Origin of the sequence: Pseudomonas sp. ef1, assembly GCF_007293365.2 — a bacterium.
Taxonomy (GTDB): Bacteria; Pseudomonadota; Gammaproteobacteria; order Pseudomonadales; family Pseudomonadaceae; genus Aquipseudomonas; species Aquipseudomonas siliginis.
Genome location: NZ_CM129815.1, coordinates 4,158,110 through 4,180,066, shown reverse-complemented (window position 1 = coordinate 4,180,066; position 21,957 = coordinate 4,158,110). Strand labels below are relative to the sequence as shown.

The window sequence follows — 21,957 nt, the reverse complement described above, 5'->3', positions numbered from 1 at the left end:
GCGTCGCTTTCTTCGCTTGCATCGGCCTGATCCCCGAGCAAGGCTACGAGCGGAAGTGAAATTTCCTATGACTCGATACGTTTTAACTGACACGACGATGGCATGGCTGATGGCAGTCACGCTGATGATGACCGGAGCGACAAGCATGGCAAGCAGCCTCAGACTCGAAGAACCCTCGGCATTCGCCGGGCGCTGGCAGGCCACATTGACCGGTCACAACGACACACCCGAAACGCGGTCGTTGCAAGACAAACCGTCGAACACATGCGTTGTCGATCTTGCGCCAGACAAGACCTTGGGCGAGGGCGCCGATTGTCTGGGCGCGTGGTTGAGCGAAGCCCCGACTGGTTGGTTTCCAGAACCCGATGGCATTGCCATCACTGGCAAGGAGGGTTCGAAAATCGCCTTTTTCAGCCGCCGGGGGGATGGCTCTTATACAAGCAGGTTGAGTTCGGAATTGCTTATCTTGCTCGAACGGGTCGGGCACTAAGCGGTGGCTGGGTAGTTGCGCGAAGTTGATGTACTGCAATAACTGAGCGTTATAACCGCGAAGCCGATCAACTTGTTATGAAATTGTAAGCGCTACTTGCAAATGATCTTTGGCAGGTACGCGAAATATCAATGGAATGCTCGTCCGCACCGACGAGACTATGAACTCAGGAAGAATCAATGAAGATGGCGAAGTCTCCGGCCGCTCCGTTAATCAAGGCATTGGGCGACTATAAAAGCATTCTGATCAGCGTCGGTTGTTTCACCGCGTTGATCAACGTGCTGATGCTGGTGCCGTCGATCTACATGCTGCAAGTTTACGATCGGGTGCTGTCGTCACAGAACGAAACCACTCTGGCGATGCTGTCGTTGATGGTGGTCGGGTTCTTCGCCTTCATCGGCCTGCTGGAAGTGATCCGCAGCTTTATCGTCATCCGCATCGGCAGCCAGTTGGAGCGGCGCTTCAATCTGCGCGTCTATCAGGCCGCGTTCGAGCGCAACCTGTTCAAGGGTGAGGGTAACGCCGGGCAGTCGCTGGGCGACCTGACCCACATCCGCCAGTTCGTCACCGGCCCGGCGCTGTTCGCCTTCTTCGATGCGCCGTGGTTCCCGGTCTATCTGTTTGTCATTTACCTGTTCAACGTCTGGCTCGGCGTGCTGGCCACGGCAGGCGCGTTGCTGCTGATCGCACTGGCGTGCCTCAACGAATACATGACCAAAAAACCGTTGGGCGAAGCCGCGGGTTTTTCCCAGCAGTCGAGTCAGTTGGCTACCAGCCACTTGCACAACGCCGAAACCATTCAGGCGATGGGCATGCTCGGCTCGCTGCGCAAGCGCTGGTTCGGGGTGCATTCGCGCTTCCTCGGCTTGCAGAACCAGGCCAGCGACACCGGTGCGGTGATCAGTTCGCTGAGCAAGACCCTGCGCCTGTGCCTGCAATCGTTGGTGCTGGGCCTGGGCGCGTTGCTGGTGATCAAGGGCGACATGACTGCGGGGATGATGATCGCCGGTTCGATCCTGATGGGTCGCGTACTGAGCCCGATCGATCAGTTGATCGCCGTCTGGAAGCAGTGGAGTGGGGCGAAGCTGGCTTACCGCCGCCTTGATGCGCTGTTGCAGGCGTTTCCGCCTAGCGACGAGGCGATGGCACTGCCGGCACCGAAAGGCCAGATCAGCTTCGAGCAAGTCAGCGCCGGCCCGCCGGGGCAGCGTGCGGCCACTTTGCACATGGTCAATTTCACGCTGGCCGCTGGCGAAGTGCTCGGCGTGCTCGGCGCGTCTGGTTCCGGCAAGTCGACGCTGGCTCGAGTGCTGGTCGGCGTGTGGCCGGTTCTGGGCGGCACCGTGCGCCTCGACGGTGCCGATATTCACCGCTGGAACCGCGACCAGCTCGGCCCCTACATCGGTTATTTGCCGCAAGACATCGAGTTGTTCAGCGGCAGCATCGCCGAGAACATTGCGCGATTCAGCGAAGCCGATCCGCAAAAAATCGTCACCGCCGCGCAACAGGCCGGCGTTCACGAAATGATCCTGCGCCTGCCGCAAGGTTACGACACGCAACTGGGCGAGGACGGCAGCGGCTTGTCCGGTGGCCAGAAACAGCGCGTGGCCCTGGCCCGCGCGCTATATGGCACGCCGAGTCTGGTGGTGCTCGATGAACCCAATTCCAACCTCGACACCGTCGGCGAAGCCGCACTGGCCAGCGCCATTGCGCAACTCAAGGCGCAAGGCACCACGGTGATTCTGGTCACCCATCGTTCTTCGGTGCTGGCTCAGGCTGACAAGTTGTTGGTGCTCAACGATGGCCGCTTGCAGGCGTTCGGCCCGAGTCAGGATGTGCTCAAGGCACTTTCCGGCCAGCACGAACAGCAACGTGAAAAAGCCGCACAAACACCGGGCGGGCTCAGCATGAGCCGGCAGTATCAGTCCTCGACAAGGAATTCGGGTGTATGAGCAGCGCCAGCATGAACACTGAAAACGAAGCGAATATGGAACACGCCTACCTCACCGAGCGCCCGGAGCGCGATGCGAAATTCTTCGCGCGCATGGGCTGGATTCTGGCCATCGTCGGCGCTGGCAGTTTCTTCACCTGGGCGGCACTGGCGCCGCTGGATCAGGGCATTCCGGTGCAGGGTACGGTGGTGGTGTCGGGCAAGCGCAAGGCCGTGCAGTCGATGAGCAGCGGCGTGGTCAGCCGGATTCTGGTGCGCGAAGGCGAGATCGTGAAGCAGGGCCAGCCGTTGTTCCGCCTTGATCAGACGCAAGTGGCTGCCGACGTGCAATCGCTGCAGGCGCAGTACCGCATGGCTTGGGCCAGCCTCGCGCGTTGGCAAGCCGAGCGCGACAACCTCAAGCAAGTGACCTTTCCGGCCGAGCTGAGCAACGACCCGGACCCACGCCTGGCGCTGGTGCTGGAAGGCCAGCGGCAACTGTTCAGCAGCCGCCGCGAAGCGTTCTCCCGGGAACAAGCGGCACTGCGCGCCAATATCGAAGGCGCCACCGCACAACTGGCCGGCATGCGCCGCGCCCGCAGCGACCTCAATGCTCAGGCCAGTTCCCTGCAACAACAACTGAGCAACCTGCAACCGCTGGCCGACAACGGCTACATCCCGCGCAATCGCTTGATGGACTACCAGCGGCAACTGTCGCAGGTGCAGCAGCAGCTGGCGGAAAACACCGGTGAAAGCGGGCGCGTGGAGCAGGGCATCCTTGAATCGCGCCTGAAGTTGCAGCAGCACGGCGAGGAATACCAAAAGGAAGTGCGTACGCAACTGGCCGATGCGCAGCTCAAAAGCGTGACGCTGTCCGAACAGCTGACCTCCGCCGGTTTCGACCTGCAACACAGCGAGATCCTCGCCACCGCCGATGGCGTGGCAGTCAACCTCGGCGTGCACACCGAAGGCGCTGTGGTGCGTCAGGGCGAAACCCTGCTGGAGATCGTTCCGCAAGGCACCACCTTGGAAGTGGAAGGGCACTTGCCGATCAACCTGATCGACAAGGTCGGTACGCATTTGCCGGTGGACATCCTGTTTACCGCGTTCAACCAGAGCAAAACCCCGCGCGTGCCCGGCGCAGTCAGCCTGATTTCCGCCGACCAGATGGTCGATGAGAAAACCGGCGTGCCGTATTACGTGTTGCGCAGCAGCGTCAGCGATCAGGCCATGGAAAAGCTCAACGGCCTGGTGATCAAGCCCGGTATGCCGGCGGAAATGTTCGTGCGCACCGGTGAGCGTTCACTCCTCAACTATTTGTTCAAACCGCTGCTCGATCGCGCCGGTTCCGCGTTGACCGAGGAATAAGGATGTTCGGCTGTATGAAAAAGCTTTGCATGCTGGGGGCCGCAATGACGCTGCTCGCGAGTCACTCGGCAGTCGCGGCCATGGGGCCGTTTGAGATCTACGAGCAGGCATTGCGCAACGATCCGGTGTTTCTCGGTGCAATCAAGGAGCGCGATGCCGGCCTGGAAAACCGCGCGATTGGCCGCGCCGGCCTGCTGCCACGGATCGGTTACACCTACAACAAGGGCCGCAACTCTTCCAAGGCGACGTCTCTGGATGATCGTGCGCGCAACCGCACCGATGAGCGTAACTACAACAGTTACGGCTCGGCGCTGACGGTGCAGCAACCGCTGCTTGATTACGAGGCTTACGCGGCGTATCGCAAGGGCGTGGCGCAGTCGTTGTTTGCCGACGAAGCCTTTCGCGGCAAGAGTCAGGAATTGTTGGTGCGAGTGCTGGACAACTACACCAAAGCCTTGTTCGCCCAGGACCAGATCGACATCGCCCAGGCGAAGAAGAAGGCCTACGAGCAACAGTTCCAGCAGAACGAACACATGTTCAAGCAGGGCGAGGGCACGCGCACCGATATTCTCGAAGCCGAGTCGCGCTATGAGCTGGCGACTGCCGAGGAGATCGAAGCGCGCAACGAGCAGGATGCCGCCTTGCGTGAGCTGGGTGCGCTGGTGGGCGTGCCGGCAGTGGACATCGGCGATCTGGCGCCGCTTGGTCAGCAATTTCAAACCTTCACGCTGCAACCGGCCAACTTCGACACCTGGCATGAACTGGCGATCAGCAACAACCCGAACCTCGCTTCGCAGCGTCAGGCCGTGGAAGTGGCGCGCTATGAAGTCGAACGCAACCGCGCCGGGCATCTGCCGAAAGTCAGTGCTTATGCCTCGATGCGCGACAACGAGTCCGAAAGCGGCAACACCTATAACCAGCGCTACGAAACCAACACCATCGGCCTGGAAGTCAGCGTGCCGCTGTACGCCGGCGGCGGGGTGTCGGCCTCCACACGTCAGGCCAGCCGCACCATGGAGCAGGCTGAGTACGAGCTGGATGGCAAAACCCGCGAAACCCTGATCGAACTGCGCCGACAGTTCAGCGCCTGCCTCTCGGGCGTGAACAAATTGCGTGCTTATCAGAAGGCTTTGAAGTCGGCGGAAGCGCTGGTGGTCTCGACCCGACAAAGCATTCTGGGCGGCGAACGCACCAATCTCGATGCGTTGAATGCCGAGCAGCAACTGTTCACCACCCGCCGCGACCTGGCCCAGGCACGCTACGACTACCTGATGGCCTGGACCAAATTGCATTACTACGCCGGGACGCTGAATGAGCAGGATCTGGCGCGGGTGGACGAAGCATTTGTGGTCGCGCAACAGCCCTCACCCTGACCCTCTCCCAGCGGGAGAGGGAAACGGGCGACAGCGCTATTGAGCCCTGAACAAAACAACAAAAACGAGAATGATGACCATGGACGTACGCATCAAGCCGATTTCGCTCGGCACGCTATTGCTGGTGACCTCGGCAACGCAGGCGCAATACCTGGAACCCGGCCAACCCGGCAATCCGGCCAGTTGGCGCAGTGCCGAGTTCCTGCGCGACTGGGGCCTGGAACGCATGCAGGCCGATCAGGCCTACGCAACCGGCATCACCGGCAAGGGCGTGAAAATCGGCGCGCTCGATTCCGGTTTCGATGCCGCCCACCCCGAATTCTCCGCCGACCGTTATCACCCGGTAACCGCCAGCGGCAGCTACGTCGATGGCTCAGCGTTCAACGTCGACGGCACGCTCAACCCCAACAACGATTCCCACGGCACCCACGTGGTCGGCACCATGGGCGCCGCCCGTGACGGCAGCGGCATGCACGGGGTGGCGTACAACGCGCAAATCTACGTCGGCAACACCAACAAGAACGACAGTTTCCTCTTCGGCCCCGGCCCTGATCCGCGTTATTTCAAAGCGGTCTACGACAGCCTCGCCGATGCCGGGGTTCGAGCGATCAACAACAGTTGGGGCAGTCAGCCGCCGGATGTCAGTTACCGCACCCTCGCGGATCTGCACGCCGCCTACGCGCAGCACTGGAACAAGGGCACCTGGCTCGACGCCGCTGCTGACGTTTCCCGGCGCGGCGTGATCAATGTCTTCAGCGCCGGCAACAGCGGCTACCCGAATGCCAGCGTGCGTTCGGCGCTGCCGTACTTTCAGCCGGATCTGGAAGGTCACTGGCTGGCGGTGTCCGGGCTCGATCAGAGCAATCAGCAGAAATACAACCAGTGCGGTATCGCCAAATACTGGTGCATCACCACACCAGGGGCGAAGATCGACAGCACCATTCCCGGTGGCGGTTATGCGATCAAGTCCGGTACCTCGATGGCGGCACCGCACGCGACCGGCGCCCTGGCGCTGGTGATGGAGCGTTATCCGTACATGACCAACCAGCAGGCGCTCGAGGTGCTGCTGACCACCGCTACGCAACTCGATGGCGCGGTCACAGACGCACCGAACGAGCGCGTCGGCTGGGGCGTAGCCAACCTCAACCGGGCAATGCGCGGGCCGGGGCAATTGCTCGGTGCGTTCGACGCGAATCTGGGGGCAGGGCAGCGCGATGTCTGGAGCAATGACATCTCCGACAAGGCGCTGCTCCAGCGTCAAAACGAAGACCTCGCCGAGCACAGCGCCTGGCAGCAAACCCTACAGGACAAAGGCTGGGAGAACGGTGTCCCGGCCGGCGCCAGTCAGCAGGACCAGACCGATTACGCCGTCGGCATGCTGCGTGATGCGGCAGCGGCAAACCGGGTGTATGAGGGCAGCCTGATCAAGTCCGGCGCCGGGCAATTGCTGCTCAGTGGCGTAAACACCTATCGCGGTCCGACGACCGTCAACGGCGGTCTGCTGACCGTGAACGGTTCGCTGACCTCAGCGGTCACCGTCAACGACAGCGGCACCCTCGGCGGCTCCGGACGCATCGGCGCGTTGACCGCCAACAGCGGCGGCCGTGTCGCACCGGGCAATTCCATCGGCACCTTGAACGTCGCTGGTGATGTGACACTCGCCCCGGGCTCGACCTACGCCGTCGAGCTATCGCCCACCAGCAGCGACCGCATCGTTGCCGGCGGCACGGCAACCGTCAGCGGCGCCAGTGTCAGCCTGGCGCTGGAAAACAGCCCGACCTTGCTCAGCAGCGCCGAAGCGCAAAGCCTGCTCGGTCGCCAGTACAACATCCTGCAAGCGGCCGGCGGCGTGCAGGGGCAGTTCGCTGCAGTAGTGCCGAACTACCTGTTCATCGGCGGCGCCCTCGACTACGCCGCAAGCGGCATCCAGCTGAATATCCAGCGCAATGCCACAAGCTTCGCCAGCGTCGGGCAAACGCCGAACCAGCGTTCGGTGGCGGCGGCAGTCGAAGGTCTGGGCGCCGGCAATTCGGTTTACGAAAGCGTGCTTCGTGCACCGACTCAGGCCTCGGCCCAGCAGGCCTTCCAGCAACTGAGCGGCGAGATTTATCCCGCGCTGGGGACAATGCTGATCAACGACAGCCGCCAGTTGCGTGATGCGGTCGGCGAGCGGCTGCACGATGACTCGGCGACCCGCAGCAATGGATGGATCAAAGCCCTCGGCGCATGGGGCAGTACCGATTCCAGCCACGACACGGCCGGCTACAACACCTCGATCGGCGGCCTGCTGGCCGGTGTCGACGGCGCGCTGGACGAGCAGACCCGCATCGGTCTGGTCACCGGTTATAGCGACAGCTCGTTAAGCATGGGCTCGGGCACCCATTCTTCGGCGCAAGTCGACAGCTATCACCTCGGCACTTACGCCGCACACGACCTCGGCGCCTGGCGCTTGAGCACTGGCGCGGCCTACAGCTGGCATCGCGGCGATGTGAAGCGCGATCTGCAATACGACGAGATCAGCGCCAAGCAGAAAGCCAAAGTTGACGCGACCACCACCCAAGTCTTCGGCGAAGCGGCGTATCGCTTGCAGCTGCAACCGTTGGCGCTGGAACCGTTCGCCAACCTGACCTACCTGCATCTGGACACCGAAGGCTTTACCGAAAAGGGCGATGCCGCTGCGCTGAAAAGCTCGGGCGATCAGCGCGATGTGGTGCTGAGCACTCTGGGCGTAAGGGCGAGCAAAACCTTCAACCTTTCCAGCCAGCAAGCGCTGGACGTCAGCGCGCGTCTCGGCTGGCAGCACAGCCTCAGCGATATCGAATCGGAGCAGCATTTGCGTTTTGCCAGCGGCGGCACGCCGTATTCCGTGGAGAGCTCGGCGCTGGTACGCGATGCCGCACTGGTCGGCGTGCAGGCCAGTCTGGCCTTGAGCAAGGACGTGCGGGTCAACCTCGATTACAACGGCCAACTGGCCAGCCGCGAGCAGCTGCATGGCGTTGGCCTGAGCCTGAACTGGCAGTTCTGATTGCATGTGTTTGAGTCGCTGTGGCGAGGGGATTTATCCCCGCTCGACTGCGCAGCAGTCGCAAAACCTGATCGTTCCCACGCTCCGCGTGGGAATGCAGCCCGGGACGCTCTGCGTCCCTAGAGGACTTCCCTTGCTGCACGTGGGAACGATCAAGGCAACCGGATTTTTCGCAACATCACTAAGGAAGGTCGTGGATGGATAACAACAATACCCCCGCGCAATCGGGTGGCCGCTTTGCCCTGAAAACCCTGACAGTCGCCATGCTCTGTGCCAGTGCGATGGCACAGGCAGCGCCTTACGTTGAAAACGGCCGCAGCGGCGATCCGTCGAGCTGGCGCAGCAATGAATTCAAGGCTGACTGGGGCCTGGGTGCGATCGGCGCGGATTACGCCTACGCCGCCGGCTACACCGGCAAAGGCGTGAAGCTGGGCATCTTCGATCAGCCGGTCTACGCCGCACATCCGGAGTTCTCCGGCAGCAACAAAGTCGTCACCCTGGTCACCAGCGGCATTCGCGAATACACCGACCCGTACATCCCGGTAAAGGCCGGCGATGCGTTCCTCTATGACGGTTCACCCTCGGTCGGCTCCAACGGCAAGCTCGGCGCCCATGGCACGCACGTCGGCGGCATCGCGGCGGGCAGTCGCGACGGCGGGGTGATGCACGGTGTTGCATTCGGTGCGCAGATCATCAGCGCCGATAACGGCGACCCAGGCCCGGAAGACGGCATCGTGCGCGGCAACGACGGCGCGGTGTACAAGGCCGGTTGGGATGCGCTGATCGCCAGCGGGGCGCGGATCATCAACAACAGCTGGGGCATCGGCATCACCGACCGCTTCGACCTCGGCGGCCGCGATCCGGCGTATCCGCACTTCACCGTCAACGACGCGCAATTGCAATTCAACGAAATCCGCACGCTGCTCGGCACCAAACCCGGCGGCGCTTACGACGGCGCCATCGCCGCCGCTCGCAGCGGCATCGTCACCATTTTTGCCGCCGGCAACGATTACAACCTGAACAATCCCGACGCCATTGCCGGTCTGGGTTATTTCGTCCCGGACATCGCGCCGAACTGGATCACCGTCGCCGCATTGCAGCAGAACCCGGACACCGCCAGCGCCAATCCGTACGTGATCAGCACGTTCTCCTCGCGCTGCGGCTATACGGCGAGTTACTGCGTCTCGGCGCCGGGCACCAAGATTTATAGCTCGATCATCGAAGGCACCAACGCCGGCAACCTGACCACCAGCTATGCCAATTACAACGGCACCTCGATGGCGGCGCCGCATGTCGCTGGTTCCATTGCCGTACTGATGGAGCGCTTTCCATACATGAGCGGCGACCAGGTCGCCAGCGTGTTGCGCACCACTGCGACCGACCTCGGCGCACCGGGCATCGACGCCTTGTACGGTTGGGGCATGATCAACCTGCGCAAGGCCATCGACGGCCCGGCGATGTTCGTGACCGAGCAGGACATTCCCGAGGAATTTCGCGTGCAGGGCGCTTACGGCTCTGGCCAGTTCGTGGCTGACTTGCCGGGCATCGGTGCGATCATCGATCAGGGCAAACCCACCGAACGCGTGTGCAGCGATATCACTTGCGGCCTCGACACCTGGCGCAACGACATCGGCGGCCACGGCGGTCTGACCAAGCAAGGCATCGGCACCCTGGTGCTGACCGGCAATAACACTTACAGCGGTCCGACTCTGGTCAATCAGGGTCGACTGGCCATCAACGGTTCGCTGCAATCGGCGGTCACTGTCAACAATGGCGGCATCCTCGGCGGCAATGGCCGCATCGGCGCGCTGGCAGTGAACAGCGGCGGTACAGTGGCGCCGGGCAACTCCATCGGCACCCTGAACGTCGCCGGTGAGGTGACCTTCGCGCCGGGTTCGACCTACGCCGTAGAGCTGTCGCCAACCAGCAGCGATCAGATCGTTGCGGGCGGCAAAGCCATCATCGACGGCGCCACGGTGAGCCTGTCGCTGGAAAACAGCCCGACCTTGCTCAGTACCGGCGAAGTGCAAAGCCTGCTCGGCACTCGCTACAACATTCTGCAAGCGGCGGGTGGCATTGAAGGGCGCTTCGGTCAGGTCTTGCCGAATTACGCCTTCCTTGGCGGCACTCTGAATTATTCGGCGGGCGGCATTCAGCTGGCGGTGGGGCGCAATGAGGCATCGTTCGCCAGCGTCGGTCTGACGCCGAACCAGCGCGCCGTCGGTGCCGCCGCCGAACGTCTGGGGGCGGGCAATGCGCTGTTCGAAACCCTGTTGCTGTCGCCCAACGCGGCGTCGGCGCAGCAGGCCTTTCAACAGTTGTCCGGCGAGATTCACCCGGCCATCGGCACGCTGCTGATCAACGACAGCCGCTACCTGCGCGAAGCCGTCGGCGAGCGCCTGCGTGAGCGTGATCTGTTCAATGCCGATGCGCCGACTGATGATCGCAGCAACGTCTGGGTCAAGGTCCTCGGCTCATGGGGTGAAAGCGATGGCGGCCATGACAATGCCGATTCCAACAGCTCCATCGGCGGGCTGCTGGCTGGCGTCGACGGGCTGATCGCTGAAGATACCCGTCTCGGTTTCGTCACCGGTTACAGCGACAGTTCGTTGAGCATGGGCAGCGGCACGCATTCGTCGGCGTCGGTCGACAGCTACCACTTGGGTGCGTATCTGGGCCATGAAATCGACGCGTTGCGCCTGACGGTCGGCGGCGCGTACAGCTGGCATCGCATCGACGTCAAACGTGATCTGCAGTTCGGCGACGTCAGCGGCAAACAGAAAACCAAACGTGACGCGACCACCGCGCAAGTGTTCACCGAGGCCGCATACGATCTGGGCCTGCAACCGATGAACCTGGAGCCGTTCGCCAATCTGTCCTACGTGCACCTCAACACCGACAGCTTCACCGAAAAGGGTGACGCTGCCGCGCTCAAGGGTGGTGAAGACAACCGCGACGTGGTGCTGTCGACCCTCGGCGTGCGCGCCAAGCGCAGCTTCGCTGTGTCGGATCAGCGTCAGCTGGAACTGGGCGCCAGCCTCGGCTGGCAGCACAACCTGAGCAGCGTCGATGCCGACAGCCATCTGGCCTTCGCCAATGGCAACAGCGCGTTCACCGTGCAGAGCGTGTCGATGGATCGTGACGCTGCCGTGGTCGGCGTGCGCGCCGGGCTGGCGCTCAATCGCGACGTGCGGGTCAACCTTGACTACAACGGCCTGATCGGCTCGAACGAGAAGGATCACGGCGTCGGTCTGACCCTCGACTGGCAGTTCTGAGGCGTAACCGGCAGCGCTTCTGGGCTGCCGGTTTTTCAAGGAAAAGGAGCGCTGCTCATGGGATTGTTCGATTACAAAAATGCCGACGGTAAAGGGTTGTACAGCGATGCCATCGCGCTGACGCTGTATGCCTACACGCCCACCGGCAAACCGTTGCCGGCCACGGCGTGGGCACCGGTCACGGCGACGGCGCTGGGCTATCAGGGCAAGGTCGGCGTACAAGGCACGTTCTTCGGGGAACAGGATGGCTTCACCAGCGCCGAGGCCGAAGTGCTCGGCAAGTACGACGCCGCTGGCAAGTTGATCGGCCTTGGCATTGCCTTTCGCGGCACTGGCGGGCTGGGTTACAGCGACACTTTCGGTGATCTGAAAAACAATCTGCTCGCGGCGGTCGGGCCGTCGGATTACGCGAGCAACTACGCGAAAAACGCGTTCGACAATCTGCTCAAGGCCGTCGCCGCTTTCGCGATTGCCAACGGTGTTGCTGCCAAGGACGTATTGATCAGCGGCCACAGCCTCGGCGGGCTCGGGGTCAACAGCGTCGCTGAATTGAGCGCGGACAACTGGGGCGGCTTCTACAAGGATGCCCATTACATCGCCTTCGCCTCGCCGACCCAGAGCAGCACCGGCCCCCAGGTGCTCAACATCGGTTTCGAAAATGATCCGGTGTTTCGCGTACTCGATGGCACCACGTTCAGCACGGCGTCGATGGGCAAGCACGACAAGCCTCACGAATCGACCACCGACAACCTCGTCAATTTCACCGACAACTACGCCTCCACGGCGCAGAACCTGGTGCCGTTCAGCATCGCCAATCCGCTGAACTGGTCGGCGCACAGTTCACTGGGCTACGCCGATGGCTTGAATCGGGTAATCGATTCGGCGTTCTACAACCTGACCGAGCGCGACTCGACAATCATCGTCGCCAATCTCGACGAGGCATCGCGGAGCAAGACCTGGGTCGAGGACCTGGGCCGCAGCGGCGAGCCGCACAGCGGCAGCACCTTCATCATCGGCACGCAGAGCAGCGACTGGCTCAAGGGCGGGGCGGGTAACGACTTTCTTGAAGGACTGGGCGGCGATGATCGTTTCCGCGATGACGGCGGTTACAACGTCATTTTTGGCGGCCAGGGCCATAACACCTTCGAACTGCAGAAACCGTTGCAGAACTTCAGCTTCGCCAACGACGGCGACGGCACGCTGTACGTGCGCGACGCCTACGGCGGCGTCAGCCTGACCCGCGACATCGGCGCGCTGGTCAGTAAAGAGGCCGGTTCGTGGTGGGGCAGCAAGGAGATCACCTGGGGCGTCACCGCCAAGGGCCTGAGCAACGGCAGCGAACTGACCCAGTACAACCATTCGCTCAGCGGTGATGGCTACGGCAATGCCTTGCATGCCACGGCCGACGGCGACTGGCTGTTCGGCCTCGGCGGCGATGATCAACTGATCAGTGACAAGTCGCAGGTGACTTTCGTGGGTTGCGCCGGCAACGACGTGATGACGGCGGTGGGTGGCCACAACACCTTCCTGTTCAGCGGCGCGTTCGGTTTCGATGCGATCAATGGTTATCAAGGCAGCGACAAACTGCTGTTCATGGGCGTCGCGGGCGCGGGACAGGGTTATGACTACAAGCAGCATGCCGCGCAGTCCGGCGCTGATACCGTGCTGAAGGTCGGCGATTTTGCCGTGACGCTGATTGGCGTCGGCGTGACTGACCTGACGGACTCGAGTTTCGTCTTTGCCTGATTCCGAAGGTGCAGGAGATCTCAGTGTGGGAGCGAGCCTGCTCGCGAAAGCGGTGGGTCAGGCGATTGTGATGTTGAATGTGCTGCCGCCTTCGCGAGCAGGCTCGCTCCCACAGGTGCGGCGTACACATGATCGTTCCCACGCTCTGCGTGGGAATGTAGCCGGGGACGCTCTGCGTCCCACAAGATCGCAGCCTTCGGCAGCTCCTACAGAGGATGTGCAAGATGTAAAGAATGCTCCAGAGCCCCGCGCTCTGGCTGTGAGCTATCTCTGACAATTCCAACAACAAGAGAGGCAATGGCAATGGGTGTATACGACTACAAGAACTTCGGCACAGTCAATTCCAAGGCGCTGTTCAGTGATGCCATGGCGATCACGCTGTATTCCTATCACAACCTCGATAACGGCTTCGCCGCCGGTTATCAGCACAACGGCTTCGGCCTTGGCCTGCCGGCGACACTGGTCACCGCACTGATTGGCGGCACCGATTCGCAAGGGGTGATCCCCGGTATCCCGTGGAATCCCGACTCGGAAAAACTCGCCCTCGATGCCGTGAAGAAGGCTGGCTGGACGCCCATCACCGCTGCGCAATTGGGCTACGACGGCAAGACCGATGCACGCGGGACGTTCTTCGGCGAGAAGGCCGGCTACACCAGCGCGCAGGTGGAAATCCTCGGCAAGTACGATGCCCAGGGTCACCTTACCGAACTGGGTATCGCCTTTCGCGGCACCAGCGGCCCGCGCGAAATCCTCATCGGTGATTCGATTGGCGACGTGATCAACGATCTGCTCGCGGCGTTCGGCCCGGCCGATTACGCAAAAAACTACGTCGGCGAAGCTTTCGGCAATCTGCTCAACGATGTCGTCGCATTCGCCCGGGCCAACGGCCTCAGCGGCAAGGACGTGCTGGTCAGCGGTCATAGCCTGGGCGGTCTGGCGGTGAACAGCATGGCTGACTTGAGCACTGGCAAGTGGGGCGGATTTTTCGCCGATTCCAACTACATCGCCTACGCCTCGCCGACCCAGAGCAGCGGCGACAAGGTGCTGAATATCGGCTACGAAAACGACCCGGTGTTTCGCGCCCTCGACGGTTCGACCTTCAGCAGTGCCTCGGTGGGTGTGCACGATGCGCCGCACACATCCACCACCGACAACATCGTCAGCTTCAACGATCACTACGCCTCGAACGCCTGGAACGTGCTGCCGTATTCGATACTGAATGTCCCGACCTGGATTTCGCACCTGCCCACTGGCTACGGCGACGGCATGACCCGCGTGCTGGAATCGAAGTTCTACGACCTGACCAGCCGCGACTCGACGCTCATCGTCGCCAATCTCTCCGACCCGGCGCGGGCAAACACTTGGGTACAGGACCTCAACCGTAACGCCGAAACCCACAAGGGCAGCACGTTCATTATTGGCAGTGACGGCAATGACCTGATCCAGGGCGGCAGAGGCAACGACTATCTGGAGGGACGCGCCGGCAACGACAGCTTCCGCGATAACGGCGGCTACAACGTCATTCTGGGCGGGCAGGGCAACAACACGCTCGACTTGCAGCAGACGGTGAAGAACTTTGATTTCGCCAACGACGGTGCCGGCAACCTGTACATCCGCGATGCCAACGGCGGGATCAGCATTACCCGCGACATCGGCAGCATTGTCAGCAAAGAGCCGGGTTTTCTCTGGGGCGTGTTCAAGGACGACGTGTTGCACAGCGTCACAGCCACGGGGCTGAAAGTCGGCAGCAACCTCACCGCTTATGAGGCCAGTGTGAAAGGCACGGCGGGTGCTGACACGCTCAGGGCGCATGCGGGCGGTGACTGGCTGTTTGGCCTTGAGGGCAATGATCATTTGCTCGGCGGTTCGGGCAATGATGTGTTTGTCGGCGGCGCTGGCAATGACCTGCTGGAATCGGGCGGCGGGGCGGATACGTTTCTGTTCCACGGCGCGTTCGGCCAGGATCGGGTCGTTGGCTACACGGCCGATGACAAACTGGTGTTTCTCGGCGTACAGGGTGTGTTGCCGGGGGATGATTTGCGCGCCCATGCGTCGGCGGTCGGGCAGGATACGGTGCTGACGTTTGGTGGGGATTCGGTGACGTTGGTGGGGGTGGCGCTGGGGAGTTTGAGCGACGACGGGGTGGTTATCGCCTGAGGTTGATGCGGGGCCTGTGCCGGCCCCTTCGCGAGCAGGCTCGCTCCCACAGGGGATTTGTGAACGACGCAGATCCAGTGTGTGATCGTTCCCACGCTCCGCGTGGGAATGCAGCCCGGGACGCTCTGCGTCCCACTCGAGAGCCGAACGCGGAGCGTCCGTGGAGGCATTCCTTTGCTGCGCATGGGAACGATCATTCAGGCCAAGTCACTCTTCCTTGCGCACGGTCGCGACTTCATCAGCGCGGACCTTGACCTTGGCGCCGGAGATGTCTTCGAATTCGTAAAAACCATCTTCGGTCTCGGTTTTCGGCATGTCCTCAGTCAGGTACTGGGTGCCGTTCTGCAGCGTCACCACGGTCTGGGTCGAACAGCCGCCCAGCGCCAACAGGGCTGCGACTGCTACAGGAATACCCAGCATCTTGATTTTCATACCCACCTCTGACTCCTTGCTTGAATGTGATTGCGGGCATTGTCGGCCCTGTAACGCGGTTGGTGCCAGCAGCGGCGGAAAAGTTCGATGGCGGCACGAAAAAATGCCATTGATCTTTTTCCGTTTGCGCCGGGTGGGGCTGAGCTGTTATCTGTACGCATAACCAGTGTTCGCTTGCCGTGGCTTTGAATTCCCGTGACCTCCAACCCTCTCGACGATCCGTTCTATTACCTCAACAACTTCCGGCAAGTGCTTGATTGGCTTGGACTTCGTTATGCCGATGTGATGAGCACAAGCGAGCACGGCTTCATTCGCGACTTCAACACGCTGCCGCAAGCCTCGCAGGGATTGCTGGTGCGCATGGTCATGCGCAAGGGCATTCACTTTCGCGCGAGCAAACTCAATTATCTGGAAATCGGCGACATCGCTGAGGCGGCGCAGCCGTTGCTTGATCGCGGCTGGCTCGATGAACACGCTGCGCTGACCCTGGCAGAGCTGTTTGATGTCCTGCTCAAGGCCGAGCTGCTGCAAGCGTTCGGCACCTTTATCGATCAACCGAAAGGGCGCAAGGACGAATGGCTGCCCGTGCTGGCCGAACAGTTCAGCGAGGCGCAAACCCTGCGCGTCTGGGCGCCGCAACTGGCCGACCGGCTGTTCAGCCTGACCCTGATGGATTTGTGCGATCGCCTGCGGCTGATGTTCTTCGGCAATCTGTATCAGGACTGGTCGGAGTTCGTGCTGGCCGACCTGGGCATCTTCACTTATGAAAAAGTCGAGTTCTGCGCTGACTCCCGAGGCCTGCGCAGTCGTGAAGACGTCGACGCCTGCCTGTTCCTGCATCAATGCCAGCTGCGTTTCGAGGCCGGCGAACCGCTGGAAGAGATCGTCGAACAGATCAACGCCGTGCAGTTCGACAACCCGTGGCTGCGCCGCCGGCAAGCCAAGGCGTTGTTCCAGATCGGCCAGTATGCCGAGCGCATCGGCGACTTTGCGCTGGCCTTGAATGTTTACCGCGACTGCGCGTATCCGGGCGCACGACTGCGGATGATCCGTGTGCTTGAACGTTGCGGCGAATATGCATTGGCGCTGGAACTCGGCACGCTGGCCGAACGTGCGCCGCAAAGCGCGGCCGAGCAGCAGGGCTTGCAACGCATCGTCCCGCGTCTGCGGCGCAAACTCGGTGGCCCGCCGCTCAAGCGTGCCAAGGCCAGAGAGGTCGAGCGCCTCGATTTGCATTTGCCGCGCAGCGATCCGGCGCGGTCGGTGGAATTTCACGTACAAGCGCACTTGCATGCCGATGACGGCCCGGTGCATTACGTCGAGAACAGCCTGATCAATTCGCTGTTTGGCCTGTTGTGCTGGCCGGCGATCTTCGCGCCGTTGCCGGGCGCGTTCTTCCACCCGTTCCAGCGCGGCCCGGTGGATCTGCTCAGCGAAGACTTCCTCGAGCGCCGCGCCGAGCTGTTCCAGGCCTGTTTGGGCGAGCTCGATGACGGCCGCTACGCCGAGACCATTCGCCAGCGTTTTGTCGACAAGTGGGGCATCCAGTCTCCGTTCGTGTTCTGGGGCGCGCTCAATGAAGACTTGCTGGAGCAGGCGCTGGCCTGTCTGCCCGCCGAACACCTGAAACACTGGTTCAATCGCCTGTTGCTCGACATCAAGGCCAACCGCGCCGGCATGCCGGACCTGATCCAGTTCTGGCCGCAGCACAAGACCTACCGGATGATCGAAGTCAAAGGCCCCGGCGACCGCTTGCAGGACAATCAACTGCGCTGGCTGGAGTTCTGCCACGAACACCAGATGCCGGTGGCGGTGTGTTACGTGCAATGGGCGGAGCAGAGCGCTTGAGTTACAGCGTTGCCGTGCGTGCACTGTGCGAGTTCACCGCCAAGACCGGCGACCTCGACCTGCGCTTCACCCCGTCACCAACGGCGCTCGAAGGCATCGTCGGCCATCGCACCGTGGCGTCGCGGCGCAGCGAGCAGTACCAGAGCGAAGTGGCGCTGCAAGGTGAATTCGGCGAACTGAAGGTCAAGGGCAGGGCGGATGGCTACGATCCGGCGCAAGACTGCCTGGAAGAAGTCAAAACCTATCGCGGCGACCTGAGCAGGCAACCGGCCAATCACCGCCAGTTGCACTGGGCGCAGGCGAAAATCTACGGCTGGTTGATGTGCCAGAAACTGCAACTGCAGCAAATCAATCTGGCGCTGGTGTATTTCGACGTCGTCAGCGAAAAGGAAACCTGCCTGGTCGAATCCCACAGCGCCGAGTCACTCCAGACGTTTTTCGCGCAGCAGTGCGGCTTGTTCCTGCAATGGGCCGAGCAGGAAATGGCCCACCGCGAGGCGCGCAATCTGGCCGCGCAGCAACTGGCGTTCCCGCACGCGGACTTTCGTCCCGGCCAACGACATCTGGCCGAGTCGGTGTTCAAAGCCGTCAGCACCGGCCGTTGTCTGATGGCCCAGGCACCGACCGGGATTGGCAAAACCCTTGGCACGCTGTTTCCGATGCTCAAGGCGCTGGCGCCGCAGCAGCTGGACAAGGTGTTCTTTCTCACCGCCAAGACTCCCGGACGCAAACTGGCGCTCGATGCCAGTCAGGTGTTGTTCAGGCAAGCGCCGGACTTGCCGCTGCGAGTGATGGAAATGGTTGCTCGCGACAAGGCCTGCGAACATCCGGACAAGGCCTGCCACGGTGAATCCTGTCCGTTGGCCCAGGGTTTTTATGATCGCCTGCCGGCTGCCCGCGAATCTGCCAGCCATATCAATCTGCTGGATCAGGCGGCGATGCGTGAAGTTGCCGCGCAGCACAGCGTCTGCCCGTATTACCTCAGTCAGGAAATGGCCCGCTGGGCGGACGTGGTGGTTGCCGACTACAACTATTACTTCGACTTCAGCGCGCTGCTGTTCGGCCTGGCCCAGCTCAATCAATGGAAAGTCGCGGTGCTGGCCGACGAGGCGCACAACCTGGTCGAGCGCGGCCGGCAGATGTACAGCGCCAGCCTCGACCAGTTCACCCTCGCCAGCGTGCGCAAAACCGCGCCGGCAGCGTTGAAAAATTCCCTGCAACGGGTCAACCGCGAATGGAACGCGCTGCATGCGCCGCAACTGGCGGCCTATCAGGCCTACGACAAGGCGCCGGACAAGCTCCTGCACGCCATTTCGCTGTGTTGCGCGGCCATTGGCGATTACCTCAACGAACATCCGCAAGGCCTCGACAGCGGCCTGCAGAATTTCTATTTCGACTTGCTGCAATTTGCCCGGGTCGCCGAGCTGTACGACGAGCATTACCTGTTCGATATCAGCAAACGCGACCTCGACCGCAAACGTCCACTGTCGCAACTGTGCCTGCGCAACGTGGTGCCGGCGGCGTTCATCGGCCCGCGCCTGAGCGCGGCGCGCAGCAGCGTGCTGTTCTCGGCCACGCTGAGCCCGCGCAATTATTACGCCGACCTGCTCGGCACGCCCGCCGACACGGTGTGCATCGACGTCGAATCGCCGTTCAGCGCCGAGCAATTGCAGGTACACATCGTCAGCCAGATCTCCACCCGTTTTAACCATCGCCAGGCCTCGCTGGAGCCTATCGTCGAACTGATCGCGCGCCAGTTCAGCGAGCGCCCGGGCAACTATCTGGCGTTCTTCAGCAGTTTCGATTACCTGCAACAGGTCGCGACCTTATTGGCCGAGCGCCATCCGCACATCACCAAGTGGCTGCAATCGCGGGGCATGGCCGAGGGCGCGCGGCAGGCGTTTCTCGACCAGTTCAGCGCCGACAGCCAGGGCGTCGGGTTTGCGGTGCTGGGCGGGGCATTTGGCGAAGGCATCGATTTGCCCGGCGCGCGGCTGATCGGCGCGTTCATCGCCACGCTGGGGCTGGCGCAGCTCAACCCGGTCAACGAGCAGATGAAGCGGCGCATGGCCGCCATTTTTGGCGCCGGCTACGACTACACCTATCTGTATCCGGGCATGCAAAAAGTCGTACAAGCCGCCGGGCGGGTGATTCGCACCCGCGAGGATCGCGGTACGGTCATGCTCATTGATGACCGCTTTGCCGAAAGCCGCATCCAGCAACTGCTGCCGCAGTGGTGGGCAATCAAAAGCGAGCCGGCGCTTTTCAAATCGACGGATTCACGCATACTTCAGCCCATGACAGTGGCTGGTGAGTGTGATGAGTGAAAACAACAGAACCGCAGCGATCGAAGACAGCCGTTTCCGGCTGCTGATCGACGCGGTTGTCGACTACGCGATCTACATGATCGACCCCGACGGTACCATCACCAGTTGGAACTCCGGCGCCAAACGCTTCAAGGGCTACGAAGAAGCGGAAATCATCGGCGAGCATTTCTCGCGCTTCTATACCCCGGAAGACCGCGCCAACGGCATGCCGCAACGGGCGCTGGACACAGCGATCCGTGAAGGTCGCTTCGAAGGCGAGGGCTGGCGCGTGCGCAAGGACGGCACGCACTTCTGGTCGCACGTGGTGATCGATCCGATCATCGACCCCAACGGCAAGCTGCTGGGGTTCGCCAAGATCACCCGCGACCTCACCGACCGCAAGATGGCCGAGGAAACCCTCAAGCAAAGCGAACAGCAGTTCCGCCTGCTGGTGCAGGGCGTCACCGATTACGCGATCTACATGCTCAGCCCCGAAGGCTGCGTCAGCAACTGGAACCAGGGCGCGCAGCGCATCAAGGGTTACCTGCCGGAAGAAATCATCGGCCAGCATTTTTCGATTTTCTACACCCCCGAAGACCGCGAACTCGGCGAGCCGCAGCGCTCGCTGGAGATTGCCACCCGCGAAGGCCGGTTCGAGAGCCGCAGTTGGCGGATGCGCAAGGACGGCACGCGGTTTCTTGCCCACGTGGTCGTCGATGCGATTCGCGGCGACACCGGCACGCTGCTCGGCTTTGCCAAGATCACCCGTGATGTGACCGAGGCGCACGAGGCGCAGCAGGCCCTGGAAAAGACCCGCGAGGCGTTGTTCCAGGCGCAGAAGATGCAGGCGATCGGCCAACTCAGCGGCGGCATCGCCCATGACTTCAACAACCTGCTGACGGTGATTCTCGGCAATCTCGAGATCGTGCAGAAACGCATCGGCGACGCGCCGAAAATCGCTCGATTGCTGGAGAATGCCACCCAAGGAGCCTTGCGCGGTGTCTCGCTGACCCAGCGCATGCTGGCCTTCGCCCGGCGTCAGGAACTGAAGACCGAATCGGTGGATATCCCGCAATTGGTGCAAGGCATCACCGGGCTGCTGCGCAGTTCGCTCGGACCGGGCATTCGTATCGAAACACGCTTTCCCGACGACCTGCAGCCAGTGCTGGCCGATAGCAATCAGCTGGAACTGGCGATCCTCAATCTCGCCACCAATGCCCGCGATGCCATGCCCGACGGCGGCACGGTGATCATTCAGGCACAAGCGGAAGTGGTGCTGGAACAAATCCATTCGACATTGGCGGCAGGCCGATACGTCTGTCTGAGCCTGATCGATAGCGGCGAAGGCATGGACGAAGCCACGCTGGCTTGCGCCCGCGACCCGTTCTTCACCACCAAGGGCCTGGGCAAAGGCACCGGGCTGGGCTTGTCGATGGTGCACGGCTTTATCGAGCAGTTGGGCGGGCGCTTTATTCTGAAAAGCGAGAAGGGCCACGGCACGGCGGCCGAACTGTGGATTCCAGTGGCGCTTGAGCCAACGGCCAGCCGCCCGGCGTACAGCAACGCCGCGCCCATTGCGGTCCCAAGGCTCAGCGTGCTGGTGGTCGATGATGATTCACTGGTGCTGACCAGCACCAGTCTGTTGCTCGAAGACCTCGGTCATCGGGTCATCGGCGCGACTTCCGGCGCTCAGGCGCTGGCGCTGTTCGATCAGGGCGAGGTCATCGATCTGGTGATCACCGACATGGCCATGCCGCACATGAGTGGCGCGCAACTGGCCCATGCCGTGCGGATGCTCAAGCCGGATCTGCCGATCATTCTCGCCACTGGATATGCCGAACGCCTGGAAGGCTTCGCCGCCGATCTGCCGCGTCTGCCGAAACCGTTCACCCAGTTGAATCTGGTGCAGATCATCGCCCAGTCGATGAAGTGACGCGCTGGTCGATCCGGCTGAACTAGTGCTGACGCGTGCCTTTCCAAAAGTCTTGTTCACTTTTGGAGGGCACG

The 21,957-nt window shown here is 61.9% G+C and carries 12 protein-coding genes; 11 read left to right on the top strand and 1 reads right to left on the bottom strand.

From position 1 onward, the window contains the following. Positions 1-67: 67 nt before the first annotated feature. From FEE99_RS18985 to FEE99_RS18950, 8 genes are all read left to right on the top strand, one after another. Entirely contained in the window at positions 68-490 is a 423-nt protein-coding gene (locus FEE99_RS18985) for an AprI/Inh family metalloprotease inhibitor (RefSeq protein WP_156115297.1), read from the top strand. A gap of 179 nt (positions 491-669) precedes the next feature. After that, positions 670-2,442 (top strand): type I secretion system permease/ATPase, encoded by a 1,773-nt coding sequence (locus tag FEE99_RS18980; RefSeq protein WP_041480284.1) that lies wholly within the window; start codon positions 670-672, stop codon positions 2,440-2,442. Then, positions 2,439-3,788: an HlyD family type I secretion periplasmic adaptor subunit gene (locus tag FEE99_RS18975; protein ID WP_041480285.1), complete on the top strand. Its 1,350-nt coding sequence runs from the start codon at positions 2,439-2,441 to the stop codon at positions 3,786-3,788. The genes FEE99_RS18980 and FEE99_RS18975 overlap by 4 nt, the downstream gene beginning before the upstream one ends. Positions 3,789-3,790: 2 nt before the next feature. Continuing rightward, a complete protein-coding gene (locus tag FEE99_RS18970; protein WP_041480286.1) occupies positions 3,791-5,161 on the top strand; it encodes a TolC family outer membrane protein in 1,371 nt (456 codons plus the stop codon). A gap of 79 nt (positions 5,162-5,240) precedes the next feature. Continuing rightward, on the top strand, positions 5,241-8,186 hold the full coding sequence (gene eprS / locus FEE99_RS18965) for an autotransporter serine peptidase EprS (RefSeq protein WP_041480418.1): 2,946 nt from the start codon (positions 5,241-5,243) through the stop codon (positions 8,184-8,186). Positions 8,187-8,383: 197 nt separating this feature from the next. Beyond that, positions 8,384-11,461 carry an autotransporter serine protease gene (locus FEE99_RS18960; protein ID WP_041480287.1) on the top strand — a complete coding sequence of 1,026 codons (3,078 nt, stop codon included), beginning with the start codon at positions 8,384-8,386 and terminating at the stop codon, positions 11,459-11,461. Positions 11,462-11,518: 57 nt separating this feature from the next. After that, on the top strand, positions 11,519-13,207 hold the full coding sequence (locus FEE99_RS18955) for a polyurethane esterase (RefSeq protein ID WP_143978916.1): 1,689 nt from the start codon (positions 11,519-11,521) through the stop codon (positions 13,205-13,207). A gap of 303 nt (positions 13,208-13,510) precedes the next feature. After that, entirely contained in the window at positions 13,511-15,364 is a 1,854-nt protein-coding gene (locus tag FEE99_RS18950; protein ID WP_041480419.1) for a polyurethane esterase, read from the top strand. A 207-nt stretch (positions 15,365-15,571) separates the two neighbouring features. Here FEE99_RS18950 and FEE99_RS18945 read toward each other — a convergent pair whose 3' ends face one another. After that, positions 15,572-15,796: a YgdI/YgdR family lipoprotein gene (locus FEE99_RS18945; protein ID WP_041480289.1), complete on the bottom strand. Its 225-nt coding sequence runs from the start codon at positions 15,794-15,796 to the stop codon at positions 15,572-15,574. 195 nt (positions 15,797-15,991) lie between these two features. Here FEE99_RS18945 and FEE99_RS18940 point away from each other — a divergent pair, with 195 nt between their 5' ends. From FEE99_RS18940 to FEE99_RS18930, 3 genes are read left to right on the top strand one after another with little or no spacing between them, the layout of a single operon-like run. Next, positions 15,992-17,644: a VRR-NUC domain-containing protein gene (locus FEE99_RS18940; protein ID WP_041480290.1), complete on the top strand. Its 1,653-nt coding sequence runs from the start codon at positions 15,992-15,994 to the stop codon at positions 17,642-17,644. Beyond that, positions 17,641-19,971, top strand: a complete 2,331-nt coding sequence (locus tag FEE99_RS18935) for an ATP-dependent DNA helicase (RefSeq protein ID WP_041480291.1) — start codon at positions 17,641-17,643, stop codon at positions 19,969-19,971. The genes FEE99_RS18940 and FEE99_RS18935 overlap by 4 nt, the downstream gene beginning before the upstream one ends. Next, a complete protein-coding gene (locus FEE99_RS18930; protein ID WP_041480292.1) occupies positions 19,964-21,883 on the top strand; it encodes a hybrid sensor histidine kinase/response regulator in 1,920 nt (639 codons plus the stop codon). Before FEE99_RS18935 ends, FEE99_RS18930 begins: the two co-directional genes overlap by 8 nt. Positions 21,884-21,957 lie beyond the last annotated feature (74 nt).

What these genes read in the sequence shown, in the direction of transcription:
- FEE99_RS18930 (WP_041480292.1), top strand. Translation starts at nt 19,964, where the DNA reads ATGAGTGAAAACAACAGAACCGCAGCGATCGAAGACAGCCGTTTCCGG.
- FEE99_RS18945 (WP_041480289.1), bottom strand. Translation starts at nt 15,796, where the DNA reads ATGAAAATCAAGATGCTGGGTATTCCTGTAGCAGTCGCAGCCCTGTTG.
- FEE99_RS18975 (WP_041480285.1), top strand. Translation starts at nt 2,439, where the DNA reads ATGAGCAGCGCCAGCATGAACACTGAAAACGAAGCGAATATGGAACAC.
- FEE99_RS18980 (WP_041480284.1), top strand. Translation starts at nt 670, where the DNA reads ATGAAGATGGCGAAGTCTCCGGCCGCTCCGTTAATCAAGGCATTGGGC.
- FEE99_RS18955 (WP_143978916.1), top strand. Translation starts at nt 11,519, where the DNA reads ATGGGATTGTTCGATTACAAAAATGCCGACGGTAAAGGGTTGTACAGC.
- FEE99_RS18970 (WP_041480286.1), top strand. Translation starts at nt 3,791, where the DNA reads ATGTTCGGCTGTATGAAAAAGCTTTGCATGCTGGGGGCCGCAATGACG.
- FEE99_RS18985 (WP_156115297.1), top strand. Translation starts at nt 68, where the DNA reads ATGACTCGATACGTTTTAACTGACACGACGATGGCATGGCTGATGGCA.
- FEE99_RS18960 (WP_041480287.1), top strand. Translation starts at nt 8,384, where the DNA reads ATGGATAACAACAATACCCCCGCGCAATCGGGTGGCCGCTTTGCCCTG.
- eprS (WP_041480418.1), top strand. Translation starts at nt 5,241, where the DNA reads ATGGACGTACGCATCAAGCCGATTTCGCTCGGCACGCTATTGCTGGTG.
- FEE99_RS18950 (WP_041480419.1), top strand. Translation starts at nt 13,511, where the DNA reads ATGGGTGTATACGACTACAAGAACTTCGGCACAGTCAATTCCAAGGCG.